This is a genomic window from Mesorhizobium sp. M1E.F.Ca.ET.045.02.1.1 (assembly GCF_003952485.1).
Taxonomy (GTDB): Bacteria; Pseudomonadota; Alphaproteobacteria; order Rhizobiales; family Rhizobiaceae; genus Mesorhizobium.
On sequence record NZ_CP034447.1, the window covers coordinates 4,365,134 to 4,382,741 of the forward strand.

Below are 17,608 nucleotides of genomic sequence, written 5' to 3' on the forward strand. Positions count from 1 at the left end.
CAGCGATCAGAAGAAGTCGCGCCGGCTTAAGAAGGGAACAAGAGAATGACCAAAGTCATCAAGAACGGCACCATCGTCACCGCCGACCGCACGTGGAAGGCCGACGTGGTGTTCAGCCACGGCAAGATCATCGCCATCGGGTCGGACCTGCACGGCGACCATGAGTTCGACGCCACCGGCTGTTATGTCATGCCGGGCGGCATCGATCCGCACACCCATCTCGAAATGCCTTTCATGGGCACCTATTCGGCCGACGATTTCGAGTCCGGCACGCGCGCGGCGCTCTCCGGCGGCACGACCATGGTGGTCGATTTCTGCCTGCCGGCGCCGCAGCAGTCGCTGCTCGAAGCGCTGCAGATGTGGGACAACAAGACGTCGAAGGCGGCTTGCGACTATTCCTTCCACATGGCGATCACCTGGTGGGGCAAGCAGGTGTTCGACGAGATGGCGACCGTCGTCGACAGGGGCATCACCTCGTTCAAGCACTTCATGGCCTACAAGGGCGCGCTGATGGTCGACGACGACGAGATGTACGCGTCGTTCCAGCGCTGCGCCGATCTCGGCGCGCTGCCGCTGGTGCACGCCGAGAACGGCGATGTGGTCGCAGCCCTTTCGCAGAAGCTGCTTGCAGCCGGCAACAACGGCCCTGAAGGGCATGCCTATTCGCGCCCGCCGGAGGTGGAAGGCGAGGCCACAAATCGCGCCATCATGATCGCCGACATGGCCGGCGTTCCGCTCTATGTCGTGCATGTCTCCTGCGAACAGAGCCATGAAGCCATCCGCCGCGCGCGGCAGAAGGGCATGCGCGTCTTCGGCGAGCCGCTGATCCAGCATCTGACGCTCGACGAGAGCGAATATTTCAACAAGGACTGGGATCATGCGGCGCGCCGCGTGATGAGCCCGCCCTTCCGCAGCAAGTGGCACCAGGATTCGCTGTGGGCAGGCCTGCAGGCCGGCTCGCTGCAGGTGGTGGCGACCGACCACTGCTCCTTCACCACCAAACAGAAGCGCAACGGCGTCGGCGACTTCACCAAGATCCCGAACGGCACAGGAGGTCTCGAAGATCGTTTGCCCATCCTGTGGACCGCCGGCGTCAACACCGGGCGGCTGACGATGAACGAGTTCGTCGCGGTGACCTCGACCAACATCGCCAAGATCCTCAACATGTATCCGAAGAAGGGCGCGATCGTCGAAGGCGCGGACGCCGACATCGTTGTCTGGGACCCGAAGCGCAAGAAGACGATCTCGGCCAAGAAGCAGCAGTCGGTGATCGACTACAACGTCTTCGAAGGTTTTGAGGTGACGGGCCTGCCGCGCTTCGTCTTCTCGCGCGGCGAGCTCTCGATCGAAGAGTCCGACATCAAGGCCAAGATCGGGCACGGCGAGTTTGTCGCCCGTGAGCCGAACGCAGCGGTCAACCGGGCGCTGTCGACCTGGAAGGAGATCAGCGCACCACGCAAGGTGGAGCGCTCCGGCATTCCGGCGACCGGAGTTTGAGCGTGCGGGCTCTCTATCTTGCAATCGCGGCTGCCTCGCTGCTGACCGCAGGTTCGGCCTTTGCTGCCGGCATCGACCTCAGCAAGCCATACGGCGACAAGTATGGCTGTATCAACAGAAACGGCCAGGAAGTTGCCGCCGATCAGATGCTGCTTCTGACCGACAAGGAGCTGATCACTGCGGCCAGCGCCTGCACCTTCAGCGACAAGCAGGCGCAGGCCGATGGTTCGCTTGTGGTGACCGCAAAATGTGAGGCGGAAGGCGAAGAGGGGCAGTCGCCGACAAAGTTCATCATCAAGCGCAGCAAAAAGAATGCAAAGAAGCTCGTGGTGACCGACGAGGACGGCAATACGATGGGCGAAGTCTCCCGGTGCAAATGACGCTTGGAGTTTTTCCCTCGATTCAGAAGCGAGACAGCATTTGTGCGACGCCAAGCGATTCCGCTTGGCTGCAAAATGCCCTATCTCTTTGTTTTTGCGCAATTCCGGACGGAAAACCGTTACACACTTTTCCTGGAATTGCCCTAGGCAACCAGCGCATCCAGTTCCGGCAGCAGGACCACGCTTTCCTGCTCGTTGGGATCGGTGCGGGCAATGACGGCCGAAGCGGGCGCGCCGCTCAGATTGGCGGGCAGATGCGGCACGCCGGCCGGAATGTAGAAGAGGTCGCCGGCCTTGACGACAATGTGGTGCTCGAGCCGGTCGCCATACCAGGTGTGAACCTCTCCGGAGAGCACATAGATCGCGGTCTCGTGGCTCTCATGCATGTGCGCCTTGGCGCGGGCGCCCGGCGGCATGGTGAGAAGATGCATGCAAATGCCGGAGGAGCCGACGGTTTCGGCGGCGATGCCGGCGAAGTAGCTCAAGCCTTGCTTGCCTTCATAAGTGCTTTCGGGGCGAATAAGATGACATGTGGGTTTAGGCGACATCGGCAAGGCTCCGGGCGGCGTCGATCAGTTGGGACAGGACGAGTGGAAAGCAACATAAACGCAAAATCAACCGGATTCCGGCCGGCGCGGCAGCGGCTGCGAAAGGCAGGTTTCTGCCAATGACCGGACCGTCGCCAGCCGTCGTTTCGGCAAGCAAGCTTGGCCTCACCTTCCAGACCAATGACGGTCCGGTGCAGGCGCTGTCCAATGTCGATCTGACCATCGGCAAGGGCGAGTTCGTCTCCTTCATCGGCCCCTCCGGCTGCGGCAAGACCACCTTGCTGCGCGTCATCGCCGATCTGGAGAAGCCGACCTCGGGAACGATCTCCGTCAACGGGATTTCGCCGGAGCAGGCGCGCGAGAAGCGCGCTTACGGTTACGTCTTCCAGGCAGCAGCTCTGTTCCCTTGGCGGACGATCGAGCGCAACGTGGCGTTGCCGTTGGAAATCATGGGCCTTGGCCAGGCCGAGCAGGCGGAGCGCATCAAGCGCACGCTCGAACTCGTCAACCTCTCCGGCTTCGAGAAGAAATATCCCTGGCAGCTTTCCGGCGGCATGCAGCAACGCGCCTCGATCGCGCGTGCGCTCGCCTTCGATGCAGACCTGCTCTTGATGGACGAGCCGTTCGGCGCGCTCGACGAGATCGTGCGCGACCATCTGAACGAGCAGCTTCTCGAGCTGTGGGGCCGGACCGACAAGACGATCTGCTTCGTCACCCATTCGATCCCCGAAGCGGTGTATCTGTCGACGCGTATCGTCGTGATGTCGCCGCGACCCGGCCGCGTCACCGATATCATCGAATCGACGCTGCCCCGGAAGCGGCCGCTCGATATTCGCGAGACGCCTGAATTCCTGGCGATCGCGGCGCGCGTGCGCGACGGGCTTCGGGCTGGGCACAGCTATGATGATTGAGGGGGCTCTTGAGCGGGCGGCCGCGCACCGCGATTTCGTCATCCTAGGGCGGAGCGACGCGAAGCGGAGCGCAGACCCTAGGATCCATGCCGTGATATCGGCCGAAGGGTCAAGACGGTGCAGAATTCCCGCTAGATGCCGCAAGGCGCAGAGAGCCCTGTTCTGCACCGCTGCGGAGCGGAGACGTAATGGCATGGATCCTAGGGTCTGCGCCGCGTCGCTTCGCTCCTTGCTCCGCCCTAGGATGACGAAAAGAACGGGTGCCGCGGCACCGAAAACGAAGGCGCCCGGCCTTCGCTTTGCTCCGGCCAGCCTCTCCCCGGCGGGGAGAGGAGGGGAGCGTCGCTGATGGACAGCTTCCGCTCCAAGATCATCCCGGTGACCACCATTCTCGCCGGAGTGGTGGTGATCTGGTATGTCTTCGCCGTCATCCTCAACGCGCCGTTCCAGCGCGACCTCGACCAGAGGGCCAACCAGACCCCCGGCACCGTCGAATTCATCGGCAAGACGCTGTCGCAGCCGAAGCCGACGCTGCCGGCGCCGCATCAGGTGGCGGTGAACTTCTTCGAGAACACCTTCCTGCGCAGCATCACCTCCAACCGCAGCCTCGTCTACAATGCTTGGGTGACGCTGTCCTCGACGCTGCTCGGCTTCGCCTTCGGCACGGCGCTCGGCATCGTGATTGCCGTCGGTATCGTGCATGTCACCACGCTCGACCGCAGCCTGATGCCGTGGATCATCGCCTCGCAGACTATCCCGATCCTGGCGGTGGCGCCGATGATCATCGTGGTGCTGGCGGCCATCGGCATCACCGGGCTGATCCCCAAGGCGCTGATCTCTACCTATCTCTCCTTCTTCCCGGTCGCCGTCGGCATGGTGAAGGGCCTGCGCTCGCCCGAGATCATGCATCTGGACCTGATGCACACCTATAATGCCAGCCGGTCCCAGACCTTCTGGAAGCTGAGGGTGCCGGCATCGGTGCCATTCCTGTTCACCTCGATGAAGGTAGCGGTGGCGGCGAGCCTGGTCGGCGCCATCGTCGGCGAACTGCCGACAGGCGCGGTCGCCGGCATCGGCGCCAAGCTGCTTTCCGGCGCTTACTACAGCCAGACCATCGACATCTGGTCGGCGCTGGTCGCGGGCTCGGTGGTCGCGGCGCTGCTGGTCATGGTGGTCGGTATCGCCGGCCGCCTGGTCGACCACGCCATGGGCGGGAGGCCGGCATGACCTGGCTGAAACCATCCTGGCAATCGGTGCTGGCGATCCTCTTTTGCCTTATCGCCTTCGCGCTCGGCGCGATGTCGAAACCGGAAGCGGCCGCAATGGCAGAGCCGACCGCGACGATCGCTTACCCGTATATGGGCACGAAGGGCTTGATTCTCGGGCTGCTGCTGATCGCGGCGCTGGTCTCGACCATACGGATCGCGACGCTCGTTGAAGCCATCGTTCTCTTCATCGGTGCCCATATCGCCGCCTGGCTGCTGATCAAAGGCATAGGCGGCTTCGAGGGGACGGCGCTGGCGCCCTATTTCCTCGCTCTCGCCGCAGCCTGGCTGGTTGCCTGGCGCTGCGTCGCTTTGCTGTCCTCCTTACGGCCTGCCATGAGCGGCGCGAAAACCGCGCTCCGACTGATCATCCCGGCGATCTTCGGGGCCTGGATCCTGATCATCTGGGAAGCGGTGACGCGGGGTGCCGGCATCCCGTTCATCCTGCTGCCGCCGCCGAGCGCGATCGGCGCGCGCATCGCCAGCTCGCTGCCGATCCTGGGATCGGATGTGCGGCAGACGATCTTCAAGGCGGTGCTGATCGGCTACATCGTCGGCAACCTCGCCGGCTTCGTCGTCGCCATTCTCGCCGACCGCGTGCCGTTCCTGCGGCGCGGACTCCTGCCGATCGGCAACATGGTGTCGGCGCTGCCGATCATCGGCGTCGCGCCGATCATGGTGATGTGGTTCGGTTTCGACTGGCCGTCCAAGGCGGCGGTCGTCATCATCATGACCTTCTTCCCGATGCTGGTGAATACCGTCGCCGGGCTCGCCGCCTCCGGCCACATGGAGCGCGATTTGATGCGCACTTATGCTTCCGGGTATTGGCCGACCTTGCTGAAGCTCAGGCTGCCGGCGGCAATGCCGTTCATCTTCAACGCGCTGAAGATCAACTCGACGCTGGCGCTGATCGGCGCCATCGTCGCGGAGTTCTTCGGCACGCCGGTTGTCGGCATGGGATTCCGCATTTCGACGGAAGTCGGGCGGATGAACATCGACATGGTTTGGGCCGAAATCGCAGTTGCAGCACTGGCGGGTTCGGTCTTTTATGGCGTGGTCGCTCTTATCGAGAGAGCCATCACGTTTTGGCATCCCTCTGTCCGTGGTGGATAGAGGGGGTGGGTTTGGGTGCTAACTTCAGAGGGTAAAAATATGAAAAGACTTGTAGTTTCTGCTTTGGCCGGCGCGATGTCGCTGGCCGCTTTCCAGGCGATGGCCGCCGACAAGCTGACGCTGCAGCTGAAATGGGTCACGCAGGCCCAGTTCGCCGGCTACTATGTCGCCAAGGCCAAGGGCTTCTATGACGCCGAGGGCCTCGACGTCGACATCAAGCCGGGCGGCCCGGACATCGCGCCGGAGCAGGTGATCGCCGGCGGCGGCGCCGACGTGATCGTCGACTGGATGGGCGGCGCGCTCGCCGCGCGCGAGAAGGGCGTGCCGCTGGTCAACATCGCCCAGCCTTTCAAGAAGGCCGGCATGGAGCTGGTCTGCCCGAAGGACGGCCCGATCAAGACCGAAGCGGACTTCAAGGGCCATACGCTGGGCGTCTGGTTCTTCGGCAACGAATATCCGTTCTACGCCTGGATGAACAAGCTCGGCCTCAAGACCGAGGGCGGTCCGGACGGCGTCACCGTCCTGAAGCAGAGCTTCGACGTGCAGCCGCTGATCCAGAAGCAGGCGGACTGCATCTCGGTCATGACCTACAACGAATACTGGCAGCTGATCGACGCCGGCTACAAGCCGGAGCAGCTCACCGTCTTCAACTACTCGGCCATGGGCAACGACCTGCTCGAGGACGGGCTCTACGCGCTGGAAGACAAGCTCAAGGACCCCGCCTTCGAGGACAAGATGGTGCGCTTCGTGCGCGCTTCGATGAAGGGCTGGAAATACGCCGTCGACAATTCGGACGAGGCGGCCGGCATCGTCATGGACAATGGCGGCCAGGACGAGAACCACCAGAAGCGCATGATGGGCGAAGTCGCCAAGCTGGTCGACAATGCCGACGGCAAGCTCGATCCGGCGACCTACGAGCGCACCGCCAAGGCGCTGCTCGACCAGAAGATCATCGCCAAGGAGCCCTCTGGCGCCTACACGACCGCTATCACCGACAAGGCGATCAAGTAAGCCTGTCACGCAATTTATTCTGATCTTGAGAACGGCGCCTCAGAGGCGCCGTTCCTTTATGGTGTTCATAACGAAGCTGGTCTCGATCGAGGCGACGCATTTCAGCCGCGCGATCTTTTCCTTGATGAAGCGCTCGTACTGTTCGAGGCTTCCTGCCACGACCTTCAGCACATAGTCGCGCGAGCCAGTGACGAGGTGGCATTCCAGAACCTCTTCCCAGCCGCGGATCGCTTCCTCGAACATGACGATCTCGTCCTCGTTCTGGCGGCTGAGCCGGATGGTGGCGATGGCGACCATGCCCCAGCCGAAAGCGGCCGGATCGACCAGCGCGGTATAGCCCCTGATAACGCCGGCTTCCTCCAGCCGCCGCACGCGCCTCAGGCAGGGCGACGGCGACAGACCGATCCGCTCGGCAAGCTCGTTGTTGGTGATGCGGGCGTCGGCTTGCAGTTCACGCAGGATCTTGCGGTCGAAATCGTCGGCTATCTTCTGCTGCACTTTTGGCATCTCCAGGCAATATATTGCGGGAATGCAGCCACGGGAGCCCAAAAATAGCAAGGACTGCATGATGAGGATCGCATAAATTGCGACGGAATAACTCCTCGAACAGCAGGAAAAGCCATGACCGCGCCGCGCCCTTCGAAAACCCATATCGGCAACCACAAGCTCCATCCGGAGACGCTGATGCTGAGCTATGGCTTCGATCCGCAGCTTTCGGAGGGCGCCGTCAAGCCGCCGGTGTTCCTCACCTCGACCTTCGTGTTCAAATCGGCGGAAGAGGGACGCGACTTCTTCGACTACACTTCCGGCCGCAAGGAACCTCCGAGCGGCACGGCGTCCGGTCTGGTCTATTCGCGCTTCAACCATCCCAACAGCGAGATCGTCGAGGACCGGCTGGCGATCTATGAGGGGACGGACGCCTGCATCCTGTTCTCGTCCGGCATGTCGGCGATCGCGACGACGCTTTTCGCCTATGCTCGCCCGGGTGACGCCATCCTGCATTCGCAGCCGCTTTATGGCGGCACGGAGACGCTTCTGACGCGCACGCTCACCGGCTTCGGCATCGAGGCCGTCGGCTTCGCGGACGGCGTCGACGAGGCGGCGGTGCGCGTGGCTGCCGACACGGCCGTCGGCAATGGCCGCGTGTCAGTCATCCTGATCGAGACGCCGTCAAATCCGACCAACAGCCTTGTCGACATTGCGCTGATGCGCAGGATCGCCGACGAGATCGGCGCCCGGCAAGGAACGACGCCGATCATCGTCTGCGACAACACGCTACTCGGCCCGGTATTCCAGAGGCCCATCGAACACGGGGCCGATGTTTCGGTCTATTCGCTGACCAAATATGTCGGCGGCCATTCCGACCTGATCGCGGGTGCCGCGATGGGCAGCAAGGCGGTCACCAAGCCGATCAAGGCGCTGCGGGGGGCGATCGGCACGCAGCTCGACCCGCATTCCTGCTGGATGCTCGGCCGCTCGCTGGAAACGCTGTCGATCCGCATGGAGCGGGCGAACGACAACGCCCGCCTGGTCGCTGAATTCCTGCGCGACCATCCCAAGGTCGAGAAGGTGCACTATCTGCCGTTCGTGGGCGAGGACACTCCGGCAGGCCGCACCTACCGGGCGCAATGCAGTGGCGCCGGCTCGACGTTCTCCTTCGACATTCGCGGCGGGCAGAAGGCGGCCTTTGCCTTTCTCAACAGCCTGCAGATCTTCAAGTTGGCGGTAAGCCTCGGCGGGACGGAATCGCTGGCCAGCCATCCGGCGGCCATGACCCATTCCGGCATCCCCTACGACGTGCGCCAGCGCATCGGCGTGCTTGAGACCACAGTCAGGCTGTCTATCGGTGTCGAGCACCCGGATGATCTGATCGCCGATCTGACGCAAGCGCTGGCGGCCGTATAATCGTTGCCTTTACGGAATCCAGAAGGGGGCAAGCGACCGCCCCTTTTCCTTAGTGCCGGTAAAATATGCGTGTGCCGGGATACATCGCGCCGTTCAGCCGTTGAATTGACGCATCCGCGCGCTGGGGGGCCGTGGGGGATGCTGCAATCAACGGAGGTTCTTCATGCGCATCCTATCCTTGCCGATGCTTTCGGCGCTCGCCGTTTCGACCGCGTTCCTGCTCTCATCGCCGGCCATGGCCGACGTTGTGAAGTACAAGGCAACGCTGGATGGCAGCCAGCAGAACCCGCCCGTAACCACCAAAGGCAAGGGGACTGCCACACTCACCTTTGACACCACCAAGAAGAAGCTCAGCTGGAACGTCAAATATTCCGGTCTCAGCGGGCCGGCGTCGGGGGCCCACATTCACGGCCCGGCGGCCAAGGGTGAAAACGCGGATCCCGTAATCCCGTTCAAGAAGCTCAAGAGCCCGATCAAAGGCTCGGCGACGCTGACGGATGCCCAGGCCACCGACCTGGAGGCCGGCAAATATTACGTCAACGTCCATACAGCCGCTAACCCGGACGGCGAGATCCGAGGACAGATCGAGAAGGCGGCCGGAGCGATGTAGCAGTCTTTCCGCCGGCAGAAAGAGGCGGGCAACCGCCTCGTTCTGCCGGGTCATGATTTGTCGCGGATCTGCGTCAGCGTGCGGGTCGGCGTGATCGCCTCGGGATCGAGCCTGATCTCGACGATCGCCGGCTTGCCGCTGGCGCGCGCGCGTTCGAAGGCAGGCGCGAAGTCCTCGGTCCTTTCGACCGTCTCGCCATGGCCGCCATAGGCGCGGGCAAGCGCGGCGAAGTCGGGGTTCCTGAGGTCGGTAGCGATGACGCGGCTCGGATATTCCCGCTCCTGGTGCATGCGGATCGTGCCGTAGATGCCGTTGTTGACCACGATGACGATGATCGGCAGGTCGTATTGCACGGCGGTCGCGAATTCCTGGCCGTTCATCAGGAAGCAGCCGTCGCCGGCAAAGGCAACCACTGTGCGATCCGGGAACAGCGCCTTGGCGGCGACCGCCGCCGGAGTGCCGTAGCCCATCGATCCGGATGTCGGGGCCGCCTGCGTGCCGAAGCGGCGAAAGCGGTGGAAGCGATGCACCCAGGTCGTGTAATTGCCGGCGCCGTTGGTGAGGATGGCGTCCTCCGGCAGCGCCTTTTCCAGATAGTTCATGATCGGCCCCATCTGGACGGCGCCGGGCCCGGTCTCAGGGGGCGTCGACCATTCGAGATAGGCGGCGTGTGCTTTTGCCGTCTCATTTGCCCAGGATGGCGTGCCGGCCGGCTTGCGCTTGGCGAAAGCCTCGACGAAGGCCGAGGGCGAGGCGTTGATCGCCAGCGTCGGCCGGTAGACGCGGCCGAGCTCGCCGGCGTCGGCATGGACATGCACCAGCGCCTGGTCGGGGTATGGGCTCTTCAGCAGCGTGTAGTCGGACGACGACATCTCGCTCATGCGGCCGCCGATCAGAAGCACGACGTCGGCCGCCTTGATCTGCGCCGCCAGCTTCGGGTTGATGCCGATGCCGACATCGCCGGCGTAGTTCTGATGAAGATGGTCGAAAAGCATCTGGCGGCGGAAGGAGCAGCCCACGGGAAGCGACCACGTCTCGGCGATCGTGCGCATCCGCGCCACCACCTCCTCGTCCCAGCGCGTGCCGCCGAGAATGACGAACGGACGCTTGGCGCCGGTGAGCAGCATCTCCAGCGCGTCGAGCTCGGCCTCACCGGGGCGCGTCTCAACCGGCGTGTGCGCAAGTGCTACCGGCGCCTCGACCTCGCTGGTCAGCATGTCCTCGGGCAGCGAGACGACGACCGGGCCGGGGCGGCCCGATGTCGCCACCGCGAAAGCGCGGGTGACGAATTCCGGAATGCGCGAAGCGTCGTCGATCTCGACCACCCATTTGGCGATGTCGCCGAAGAAGCGCTTGTAGTCGACCTCCTGGAAGGCCTCGCGCTCCTTGGCGTGGCTGGCGACCTGGCCGATGAACAGGATCAGCGGCACCGAATCCTGCATGGCGATGTGGATGCCGGCCGAGGCGTTGGTGGCGCCGGGGCCGCGGGTGACGAAGCAGATGCCGGGCGTACCGGTCAGGCGCCCCTGGCAGTCGGCCATCATCGCCGCGCCGCCTTCCTGGCGGCAGACGATGGTGCGGATCGACGAGTCATGCAGCGCGTCGAGCACCGCCAGATAGGATTCGCCCGGCACGCAGAAGATGCGGTCGGTGCCGTTCGCCTCGAGCGCTTCGACGATCAATTGTCCGCCGGTCTTCATTTTGCTGCTCTCTCCAGTTCGGCAAGGATTTCTGCAGTGTGCTCGCCAAGACGCGGCGAGGGCCGCTCATAGACGAGCGGCGTGCCCGACATCACCATCGGCGCGCGCACCGACGGCAGTCGATTGCCATGGCCGTCGTCGAGGTCGAGCCGCATGCCGCGCGCGATCGCCTGCGGGTCGGCGAACATCTGGCCGATCGTGTTGATCGGGCTTGCCGGCACGCCTGCGGCTTCGAGCTTCGTCAGCAGCGGGTCGCGATCCCACGTGCCCAGCGTCTCGATGATCAGTTCGCGCAGCTTGGCGCGATTGGCGACGCGGGCGGGATTGGTGGTGAAATCCGGATTGGCGGGCAACTCGGTCAGACCGACAACCGCGCAGAACTTGGCGAACTGGCTGTCATTGCCGACGGCAAGGATGATGTGGCCGTCCTTCACCGGCAGCACCTCGTAGGGCGCGATGTTCATATGGGCGTTGCCCATCTGCACCGGCGACTTGCCAGAAACCAGATAGTTAAGGTTCTGGTTGCCGAGCGCCGAGATCTGGCTGTCGAAAAGCGCCATGTCGATGTGCTGGCCTTCGCCGGTCTTCTCGGCATGGCGCAGCGCCGCCTGGATGGCGATCACCGAATAGAGGCCGGTGAACAGGTCGGAGATGGCGACGCCCGCCTTCTGCGGCTCGCGGCCGGCCTCGCCGGTGATCGACATCATCCCGGCCATCGCCTGGATAATGAAATCGTAGCCCGCGCGCGGCGCGTAGGGACCGTCCTGGCCGAAGCCGGTGATCGAGCAATAGACGAGGCGCGGATTGATCTTCTTCAGGCTCTCATAGTCGAGGCCGTATTTCTTCAGACCGCCAAGCTTGAAGTTCTCGATCAGCACGTCGGCCGTGGCGACCAGTCGGCGGAGCGTATCGGCGCCCTCGGGCTTGGAGAAATCGATGGCGATCGAGCGCTTGCCGCGATTGCAGGAGTGATAATAGGCCGCCGACAGGTTCTCGCCGTCATGGCTCATGACGAAGGGCGGGCCCCATTTGCGGGTGTCGTCGCCGCCGTCCGGGCTCTCGACCTTGATGACATCGGCGCCGAGATCGGCGAGCAATTGTCCGGCCCACGGCCCCGCCAGAATGCGGGCGAGTTCGATAACGCGGATGCCTTTCAGCGGAGGTTCGGCCATGGATCACCGTGATGGGGTCGAAAGCGCAGCCTAGAATCTTGCTTGTGCATGTCGTTATCCCAAACCGCTGCGCACTTTTGGGCGACATGCACTATCAATCGTAGCCGGCTATGTCACGACTCATGCAGTAGGCCACGCCGGTCACGCCTTAAGCACGCTGTCACCCCATGCAACGAAATCGCTCATGATGATGTCGCGGTTGATCTCGTTCAGGCTTTCGTGACGGGTGTCGGCGTAAACCTTTGAAACCAGATTCGAAAAGCCCATTCTGTCCATGCGCCGGGCGAGGTGGTGAATCCCTTTGCCATAGTCCGACGCCGGGTCCTTCTCTCCGCCCACCAGATTGACGAAGAGGTCGCGGCGTACGCCAGCGAAGCTGGAATCCTTGCCGGCGTGCTGCGCCATGCCGACCACGTCGCGCCACATCGAGATGGAGGCGTCCCAGCCGCAGAGCGGGTCGGCGATGTATTTGTCGACCTCGACGGGGTCGCGCGACAGCCAGTCGAACAAGGTCCGATGGTTGGGCACGGCCTTGCCCCAGGCCTGGAAGGTCAGCCTGGGCAGCAGGCGCGACGGCACGTCGGAGCCCAGCCGCATCCGTTCCCAGCCGAGGATGCCCAGCGCCAGCTGGCCGAGCAGGCCAGCTGAGAAATTGCCGTTCCAGATGGCGGCGGCATGGATGCGATCGGAGTGGCGGAGCACGAAATTCAGCGCGATCGAGGCGCCGAGCGAATGTCCAAAAGCGATCACCGGCAATCCCGGATGCTCGACGGCGATGAGATCATGCACCGCGCCGACGTCGGCGATCACCTTGGCGATGCCGTCGACGTCGGCGAACCTGCCGAGCGGCGCATCGGGCGCCTTTGTCGCGCCGTGGCCGCGATGGTCATGGGCATAGACATGGAAGCCGCGGTCCCCAAGGAAATCGGCAAAGCGGGCGTAGCGCGCTGCGTGCTCGGCCAGCCCATGATTGATCTGCACCACGGCGCGCGGATTTCCGCCGGCATGTTTCACATAAAGGTTGAGGTCGGCTCCCCCCGGTGAGGCCAGCCTGGTCTGTTTGTCGAATGGCATGTCTCGCTCCCTGCGCGACTGATGGGCGAGGGTTTCGGCGGCGTCAAGAGAGCGATCGACCATGGTGCAATAAGCGCAGGGGCCGAAGGCGTTCACATGGGGATTATTTTCGCCTGGCGAAAAAGATCGTAATTCTGACACTTCGCCTGTTCTAGTGTGACGAATTCAATACGGTTCAATGATCGCCGGGAGAGCGGGAATGCGGGTTTGGGCATTGTGGGGTTCGGTCGTTTTGGCTCTGGTTGGCGCCGGCGTGGCGCGGGCCGATGTGAAGATGAGCGGCACCTTCGTGGCCGACAGCGCCTGTCCGGCGACGCAGGCGATCAAGAGCGGCAAGAATCCCGGCAACGTGTCCACCGAAGCGGGACAAAGCTATCAGCTTCTGGCCGGCAACAAGGACGAGCCCACGCATTATCTGATCCAGGTGCCGGGCGCCGATCCGGAACGGCGGTGGGTGAAGATCAGTTGCGGCCATATCACCGGCGGCAGCGCCGCGACCGCGCCGGCGCCCGCCGGCCAGACCAAGCCGTCGCAGCCTGCTTCAGGCAAGCCTGAATATGTGTTCGCGCTGAGCTGGCAGCCGGCCTTCTGCGAGACCAAGGGCAGCAAGCCCGAATGCAAGGCGCAGAACCCCAGTGAATTCGACGCTTCCCACTTCACCTTGCACGGGCTGTGGCCGCAGCCGAACGGCAATTTCTATTGTCAGGTGCCGGCTGGCGACAAGGCCAACGACAACCCGGCGCATTGGGCGGATCTGCCGCCCGTCGATCTCGATGCCAATACGCGCGCCGAGCTCGACCAGGTGATGCCGGGCACGGCTTCCAAGCTGGAGCGTCACGAGTGGATCAAGCACGGCACCTGCTACGGCAAGAGCCAGCAGGAGTATTTCGCCGACGCGCTCAATCTGATGCGCGCCGTGAATGCTTCGCCGGTGCGCGACCTCTTCAACAAGAACATCGGCAAGCAACTGACGTCGGATCAGATCCGCGGCGCTTTCAACCAGGCCTTCGGCGCCGGCGCCGGCGACCGTGTGCGCGTTTCATGCCTGGTCGATCCGTCAAGCGGCAGGCGGCTGATCGGCGAGCTGACGCTCGGCCTCTCCGGTCCGATCAGTCCCGACAGCAAGCTCGCCGACCTGCTCATGGCGTCGGCGCCGACGGGCAAGGCCGGTTGTCCGAAGGGCACGGTCGACGCGATCGGATTCCAGTAAGAACTCAGCAGCCGAATTTTGGCTTCGAAGTCAGGCGGTCTTCGGGGCCGCCTCGCGGATGACGGCGTCGCTGCCCGGTTCGCCGATCACGCGGTCGCGGCCGCTCGACTTGGCCTTGTAGAGGCGCTGGTCGGCAAGCGCGAAAATGTCGGCCAGGCAATGCGTCGTCTCGCTGACGGTGGACACGCCGGCGCTTATGGTGATGTTGAAGCGACTGGTGTGCACGGAAGTCTTCACCGCGTTCCTGATAGCTTCGCCGAGCAGCCTCGCCAGCGCATGCGGCTGCGAGCAGAGGATCGCAAATTCCTCGCCGCCGATCCTGAACACCTGATCCGCGTTGCCGGCAGTCTCGATCAACAAGGCGGCCATCGACTTCAGCACCTTGTCGCCCTCGGCGTGACCGAACCGGTCGTTGATCGATTTGAAATGGTCGACGTCGACGATGAGCAGGCTGAGCGGCTTGGCGGTCCGGATCCCCGCCGCGACAGCCGCCTCGCCGTCGGCATCGAAGCTGCCGCGATGGAGCAGTCCGGTCAAGCCATCGCGGCCGACATGCTTGACCAGCGCCTCGTAGCGTTCGCGGTAGGTGAGCGTATCGAAGATATCGGAGAGCCCGCGCGGCAGCGTGATGTCGTGATCCTCGACCCATCTCAGATAGGCGACGAGCATGCCGCTGTAAGCGAGCGCCGCGACCATCTTGGCGAACCAGCCGCCGAAGAAGACCGAGATCGGCGCGCCGGCGACGAAATGCAGCGCGGCGAAGAAGCCAGCCTGGTCGAATGTCAGCACGCAGGCGACGCAGGCGAGGATACGGGCGAAAGGCAAGTGGCGCAGATAGGCGCCGAGCTTCTCGTAGAGCAGGATGATCAGGATGGCGTCGACGAAGAGCAGCGAGGTTCCCCACACCATCAGCCAGCCCATTTCATCGATGAAGCCGATATCGGGGACCCGGCCGTCGGGAAGCGGCGAAATCGCGTGCAGGCGCAGGACGAGCACCAGTCCGATCAGCAAGCCATTGCCAAGCAGCAGGCCATAGATCGGCTGGCGCACGGTCGCCGCGTCTTCCTTCATGTAGAGGAGAAGCAGCATCACCAGCTTGCCGGAAAACATCACGGCCGAGCCTGGCGAGACCATGCCGAAGGGCAGCGCGACGTAGAAGGCGCTGGCGAGATAGGTTTCGAGGAAATGCATGACGCCGAGCGCGCAGACGAACACGCCGAGCCCGATGCGGCGCCTGAAGCGGAAGAGCGTGACCATGGCCCCGAAATAAAGAACCGCTTCGGCAAAGAGCAGGAAACCGTTCAGCAACACGATCGATCCGATCTTTTGCGGAAATCGCGGCCTTGCCGCAATTTCCAAACCTTCTCCGTTCTGACGGCGAATGGTTAACCGCTGCTTTCACCAGCTCGTGCCGCGCACGGAAAACAACGATATCCAGCCCGGCGAAAGCCCTGGGATCGACACGGCACGCCGAAAGCGATTGCCGTTCGGCGCTTCATCGCCTACATAGCGCGCAACCCCCATCCACCTTGACACTTCAGTTTCCAGGGAAAGCGCGCGTGGCTCGCCAGTTCATCTATCACATGTCCGGCCTGTCGAAGGCCTATGGCACCAAGAAGGTGCTCGACAACATCCACCTGTCCTTCTATCCGGACGCCAAGATCGGCATCCTCGGCCCCAACGGCTCGGGCAAGTCGACCATCCTGCGCATCATGGCCGGGCTCGACAAGGAGTATCAGGGTGAGGCCTGGCTGGCCGAGGGCGCGACCGTCGGCTACCTCGCGCAGGAGCCGCAGCTCGACGCCAACAAGACCGTGCGCGGAAACGTCATGGACGGCGTCGCCAGGAAGACCGCCATCATCGAACGCTACAACGAGCTGATGATGAACTATTCCGACGAGACGGCGGAGGAGTCGGCCAAGCTCCAGGACGAGATGGACCGCCTCAACCTTTGGGACCTCGAGCAGCAGGTGGAGATGGCGATGGACGCGCTGCAGTGCCCGCCGGCCGATTCCGAGGTGACCAACCTGTCGGGCGGCGAGCGCCGCCGCGTGGCGCTCTGCCGGCTGCTGCTCGAGCAGCCCGATCTCTTGCTGCTCGACGAGCCGACCAACCATCTCGACGCCGAGACCACGCAATGGCTGGAAAAGCATCTGCGCGACTATCCGGGCTCGGTGCTGATCATTACCCACGACCGCTACTTCCTCGACAACGTCACCGGCTGGATCCTCGAGCTCGACCGCGGCCGCGGCATCCCCTATGAGGGCAACTACACCAAATATCTCGACGCCAAGGCCAAGCGCCTGATCCAGGAAGGGCGCGAGGACGACGCCCGCCAGAAGGCGATCTGGCGCGAGCGCGAGTGGATCCAGTCCTCGCCGAAAGCGCGGCAGACCAAATCCAAGGCGCGCATCAAGGCCTATGAGGAACTGGTCGAGCAATCGCAGAACCGCAAGCCGACCGACACGCAGATCGTCATCCCGTCGAGCGAGCGCCTCGGCAATGTGGTTGTCGAGATCGAAGGCCTCAATAAGGGCTTCGGCGATGAGCTTCTGATCGAGAACCTGTCGTTCAAGCTGCCGCCGGGCGGCATCGTCGGCGTCATCGGCCCGAACGGCGCCGGCAAGACGACGCTGTTCAAGATGATCACCGGCCAGGAAAAGCCGGATGCCGGCTCGATCCGCATCGGCGAGACGGTGAGGCTCGGCTATGTCGACCAGAGCCGCGACGCGCTCGACCCGAACAAGACGGTTTGGGAAGAGGTCTCCGGCGGCGCCGAGGTGATCAAGCTCGGCAAGCACGAGATCAACAGCCGCGCCTACTGCTCGTCCTTCAATTTCCGCGGCGGCGACCAGCAGCAGAAGGTTGGCAATCTTTCGGGCGGCCAGCGCAACCGCGTGCACCTGGCCAAGATGCTGAAGGGCGGCGGCAATGTGCTGCTGCTCGACGAACCGACCAACGACCTCGACACCGAAACGCTGGGCGCGCTGGAAGACGCGCTGGAAGCCTATGCCGGCTGCGCGGTCATCATCAGCCACGACCGCATGTTCCTCGACCGCATGGCGACCCACATGCTCGCCTTCGAGGGGGACGCGCATGTCGAATGGTTCGAGGGCAATTTCGAGGAATACGAGAAGGACAAGCTGCGCCGCCTGGGCGCGGAAGCGGCGACCCCGCACCGCATGACGCACAAGCGGCTGACGCGGTAGGGA

General features: G+C 63.5%; 16 protein-coding genes. 10 read left to right on the plus strand and 6 right to left on the minus strand.

Annotated features, from left to right (window positions below):
• The first annotated feature begins 45 nt into the window (after positions 1-45).
• Entirely contained in the window at positions 46-1,497 is a 1,452-nt protein-coding gene (gene hydA / locus EJ070_RS20975) for a dihydropyrimidinase (protein ID WP_126093040.1), read from the plus strand.
• A gap of 2 nt (positions 1,498-1,499) precedes the next feature.
• Positions 1,500-1,877, plus strand: coding sequence for a hypothetical protein (locus EJ070_RS20980; protein WP_189349979.1), 378 nt, complete (start codon positions 1,500-1,502; stop codon positions 1,875-1,877).
• A gap of 143 nt (positions 1,878-2,020) precedes the next feature.
• Here EJ070_RS20980 and EJ070_RS20985 read toward each other — a convergent pair whose 3' ends face one another.
• The gene (locus tag EJ070_RS20985) at positions 2,021-2,431 is read right to left on the minus strand and encodes a cupin domain-containing protein (RefSeq protein WP_189349981.1); all 411 of its coding nucleotides are present in this window, start codon (positions 2,429-2,431) and stop codon (positions 2,021-2,023) included.
• A 113-nt stretch (positions 2,432-2,544) separates the two neighbouring features.
• On the opposite strand from EJ070_RS20985, the gene EJ070_RS20990 reads away from it, so the two are divergent.
• From EJ070_RS20990 to EJ070_RS21010, 4 genes are all read left to right on the plus strand, one after another.
• Positions 2,545-3,336, plus strand: a complete 792-nt coding sequence (locus EJ070_RS20990) for an ABC transporter ATP-binding protein (protein WP_126093043.1) — start codon at positions 2,545-2,547, stop codon at positions 3,334-3,336.
• Between the two features lie 348 nt (positions 3,337-3,684).
• The gene (locus EJ070_RS21000; protein ID WP_126093044.1) at positions 3,685-4,563 is read left to right on the plus strand and encodes an ABC transporter permease; all 879 of its coding nucleotides are present in this window, start codon (positions 3,685-3,687) and stop codon (positions 4,561-4,563) included.
• A complete protein-coding gene (locus EJ070_RS21005; protein WP_126093045.1) occupies positions 4,560-5,714 on the plus strand; it encodes an ABC transporter permease in 1,155 nt (384 codons plus the stop codon). The genes EJ070_RS21000 and EJ070_RS21005 overlap by 4 nt, the downstream gene beginning before the upstream one ends.
• Before the next feature lie 39 nt (positions 5,715-5,753).
• Positions 5,754-6,725, plus strand: coding sequence for an ABC transporter substrate-binding protein (locus tag EJ070_RS21010; protein ID WP_126093046.1), 972 nt, complete (start codon positions 5,754-5,756; stop codon positions 6,723-6,725).
• Between the two features lie 39 nt (positions 6,726-6,764).
• On the opposite strand, the gene EJ070_RS21015 is transcribed toward EJ070_RS21010, so the two are convergent.
• Positions 6,765-7,223: an Lrp/AsnC family transcriptional regulator gene (locus EJ070_RS21015; protein ID WP_126093047.1), complete on the minus strand. Its 459-nt coding sequence runs from the start codon at positions 7,221-7,223 to the stop codon at positions 6,765-6,767.
• Positions 7,224-7,346: 123 nt separating this feature from the next.
• Here EJ070_RS21015 and EJ070_RS21020 point away from each other — a divergent pair, with 123 nt between their 5' ends.
• Together EJ070_RS21020 and EJ070_RS21025 are read left to right on the plus strand one after the other, a co-directional pair.
• Positions 7,347-8,630 carry a cystathionine gamma-synthase family protein gene (locus EJ070_RS21020; RefSeq protein WP_126093048.1) on the plus strand — a complete coding sequence of 428 codons (1,284 nt, stop codon included), beginning with the start codon at positions 7,347-7,349 and terminating at the stop codon, positions 8,628-8,630.
• A 163-nt stretch (positions 8,631-8,793) separates the two neighbouring features.
• On the plus strand, positions 8,794-9,240 hold the full coding sequence (locus EJ070_RS21025; protein ID WP_126093049.1) for a CHRD domain-containing protein: 447 nt from the start codon (positions 8,794-8,796) through the stop codon (positions 9,238-9,240).
• Between the two features lie 50 nt (positions 9,241-9,290).
• Here EJ070_RS21025 and EJ070_RS21030 read toward each other — a convergent pair whose 3' ends face one another.
• From EJ070_RS21030 to EJ070_RS21040, 3 genes are all read right to left on the minus strand, one after another.
• Entirely contained in the window at positions 9,291-10,940 is a 1,650-nt protein-coding gene (locus tag EJ070_RS21030; RefSeq protein WP_126093050.1) for a thiamine pyrophosphate-binding protein, read from the minus strand.
• A complete protein-coding gene (locus EJ070_RS21035) occupies positions 10,937-12,112 on the minus strand; it encodes a CaiB/BaiF CoA-transferase family protein (protein ID WP_126093051.1) in 1,176 nt (391 codons plus the stop codon). The genes EJ070_RS21030 and EJ070_RS21035 overlap by 4 nt, the downstream gene beginning before the upstream one ends.
• Before the next feature lie 141 nt (positions 12,113-12,253).
• The gene (locus tag EJ070_RS21040; RefSeq protein ID WP_126093052.1) at positions 12,254-13,186 is read right to left on the minus strand and encodes an alpha/beta hydrolase; all 933 of its coding nucleotides are present in this window, start codon (positions 13,184-13,186) and stop codon (positions 12,254-12,256) included.
• 199 nt (positions 13,187-13,385) lie between these two features.
• On the opposite strand from EJ070_RS21040, the gene EJ070_RS21045 reads away from it, so the two are divergent.
• A complete protein-coding gene (locus EJ070_RS21045; protein ID WP_126093053.1) occupies positions 13,386-14,396 on the plus strand; it encodes a ribonuclease in 1,011 nt (336 codons plus the stop codon).
• 30 nt (positions 14,397-14,426) lie between these two features.
• Here the strand turns inward: EJ070_RS21045 and EJ070_RS21050 are convergent, their stop codons facing one another.
• Complete coding sequence (locus EJ070_RS21050) at positions 14,427-15,704, minus strand: GGDEF domain-containing protein (protein WP_126095853.1); 1,278 nt, start codon at positions 15,702-15,704, stop codon at positions 14,427-14,429.
• Between the two features lie 251 nt (positions 15,705-15,955).
• Here EJ070_RS21050 and ettA point away from each other — a divergent pair, with 251 nt between their 5' ends.
• Complete coding sequence (gene ettA / locus EJ070_RS21055; protein ID WP_126093054.1) at positions 15,956-17,605, plus strand: energy-dependent translational throttle protein EttA; 1,650 nt, start codon at positions 15,956-15,958, stop codon at positions 17,603-17,605.
• Positions 17,606-17,608: the final 3 nt, after the last annotated feature.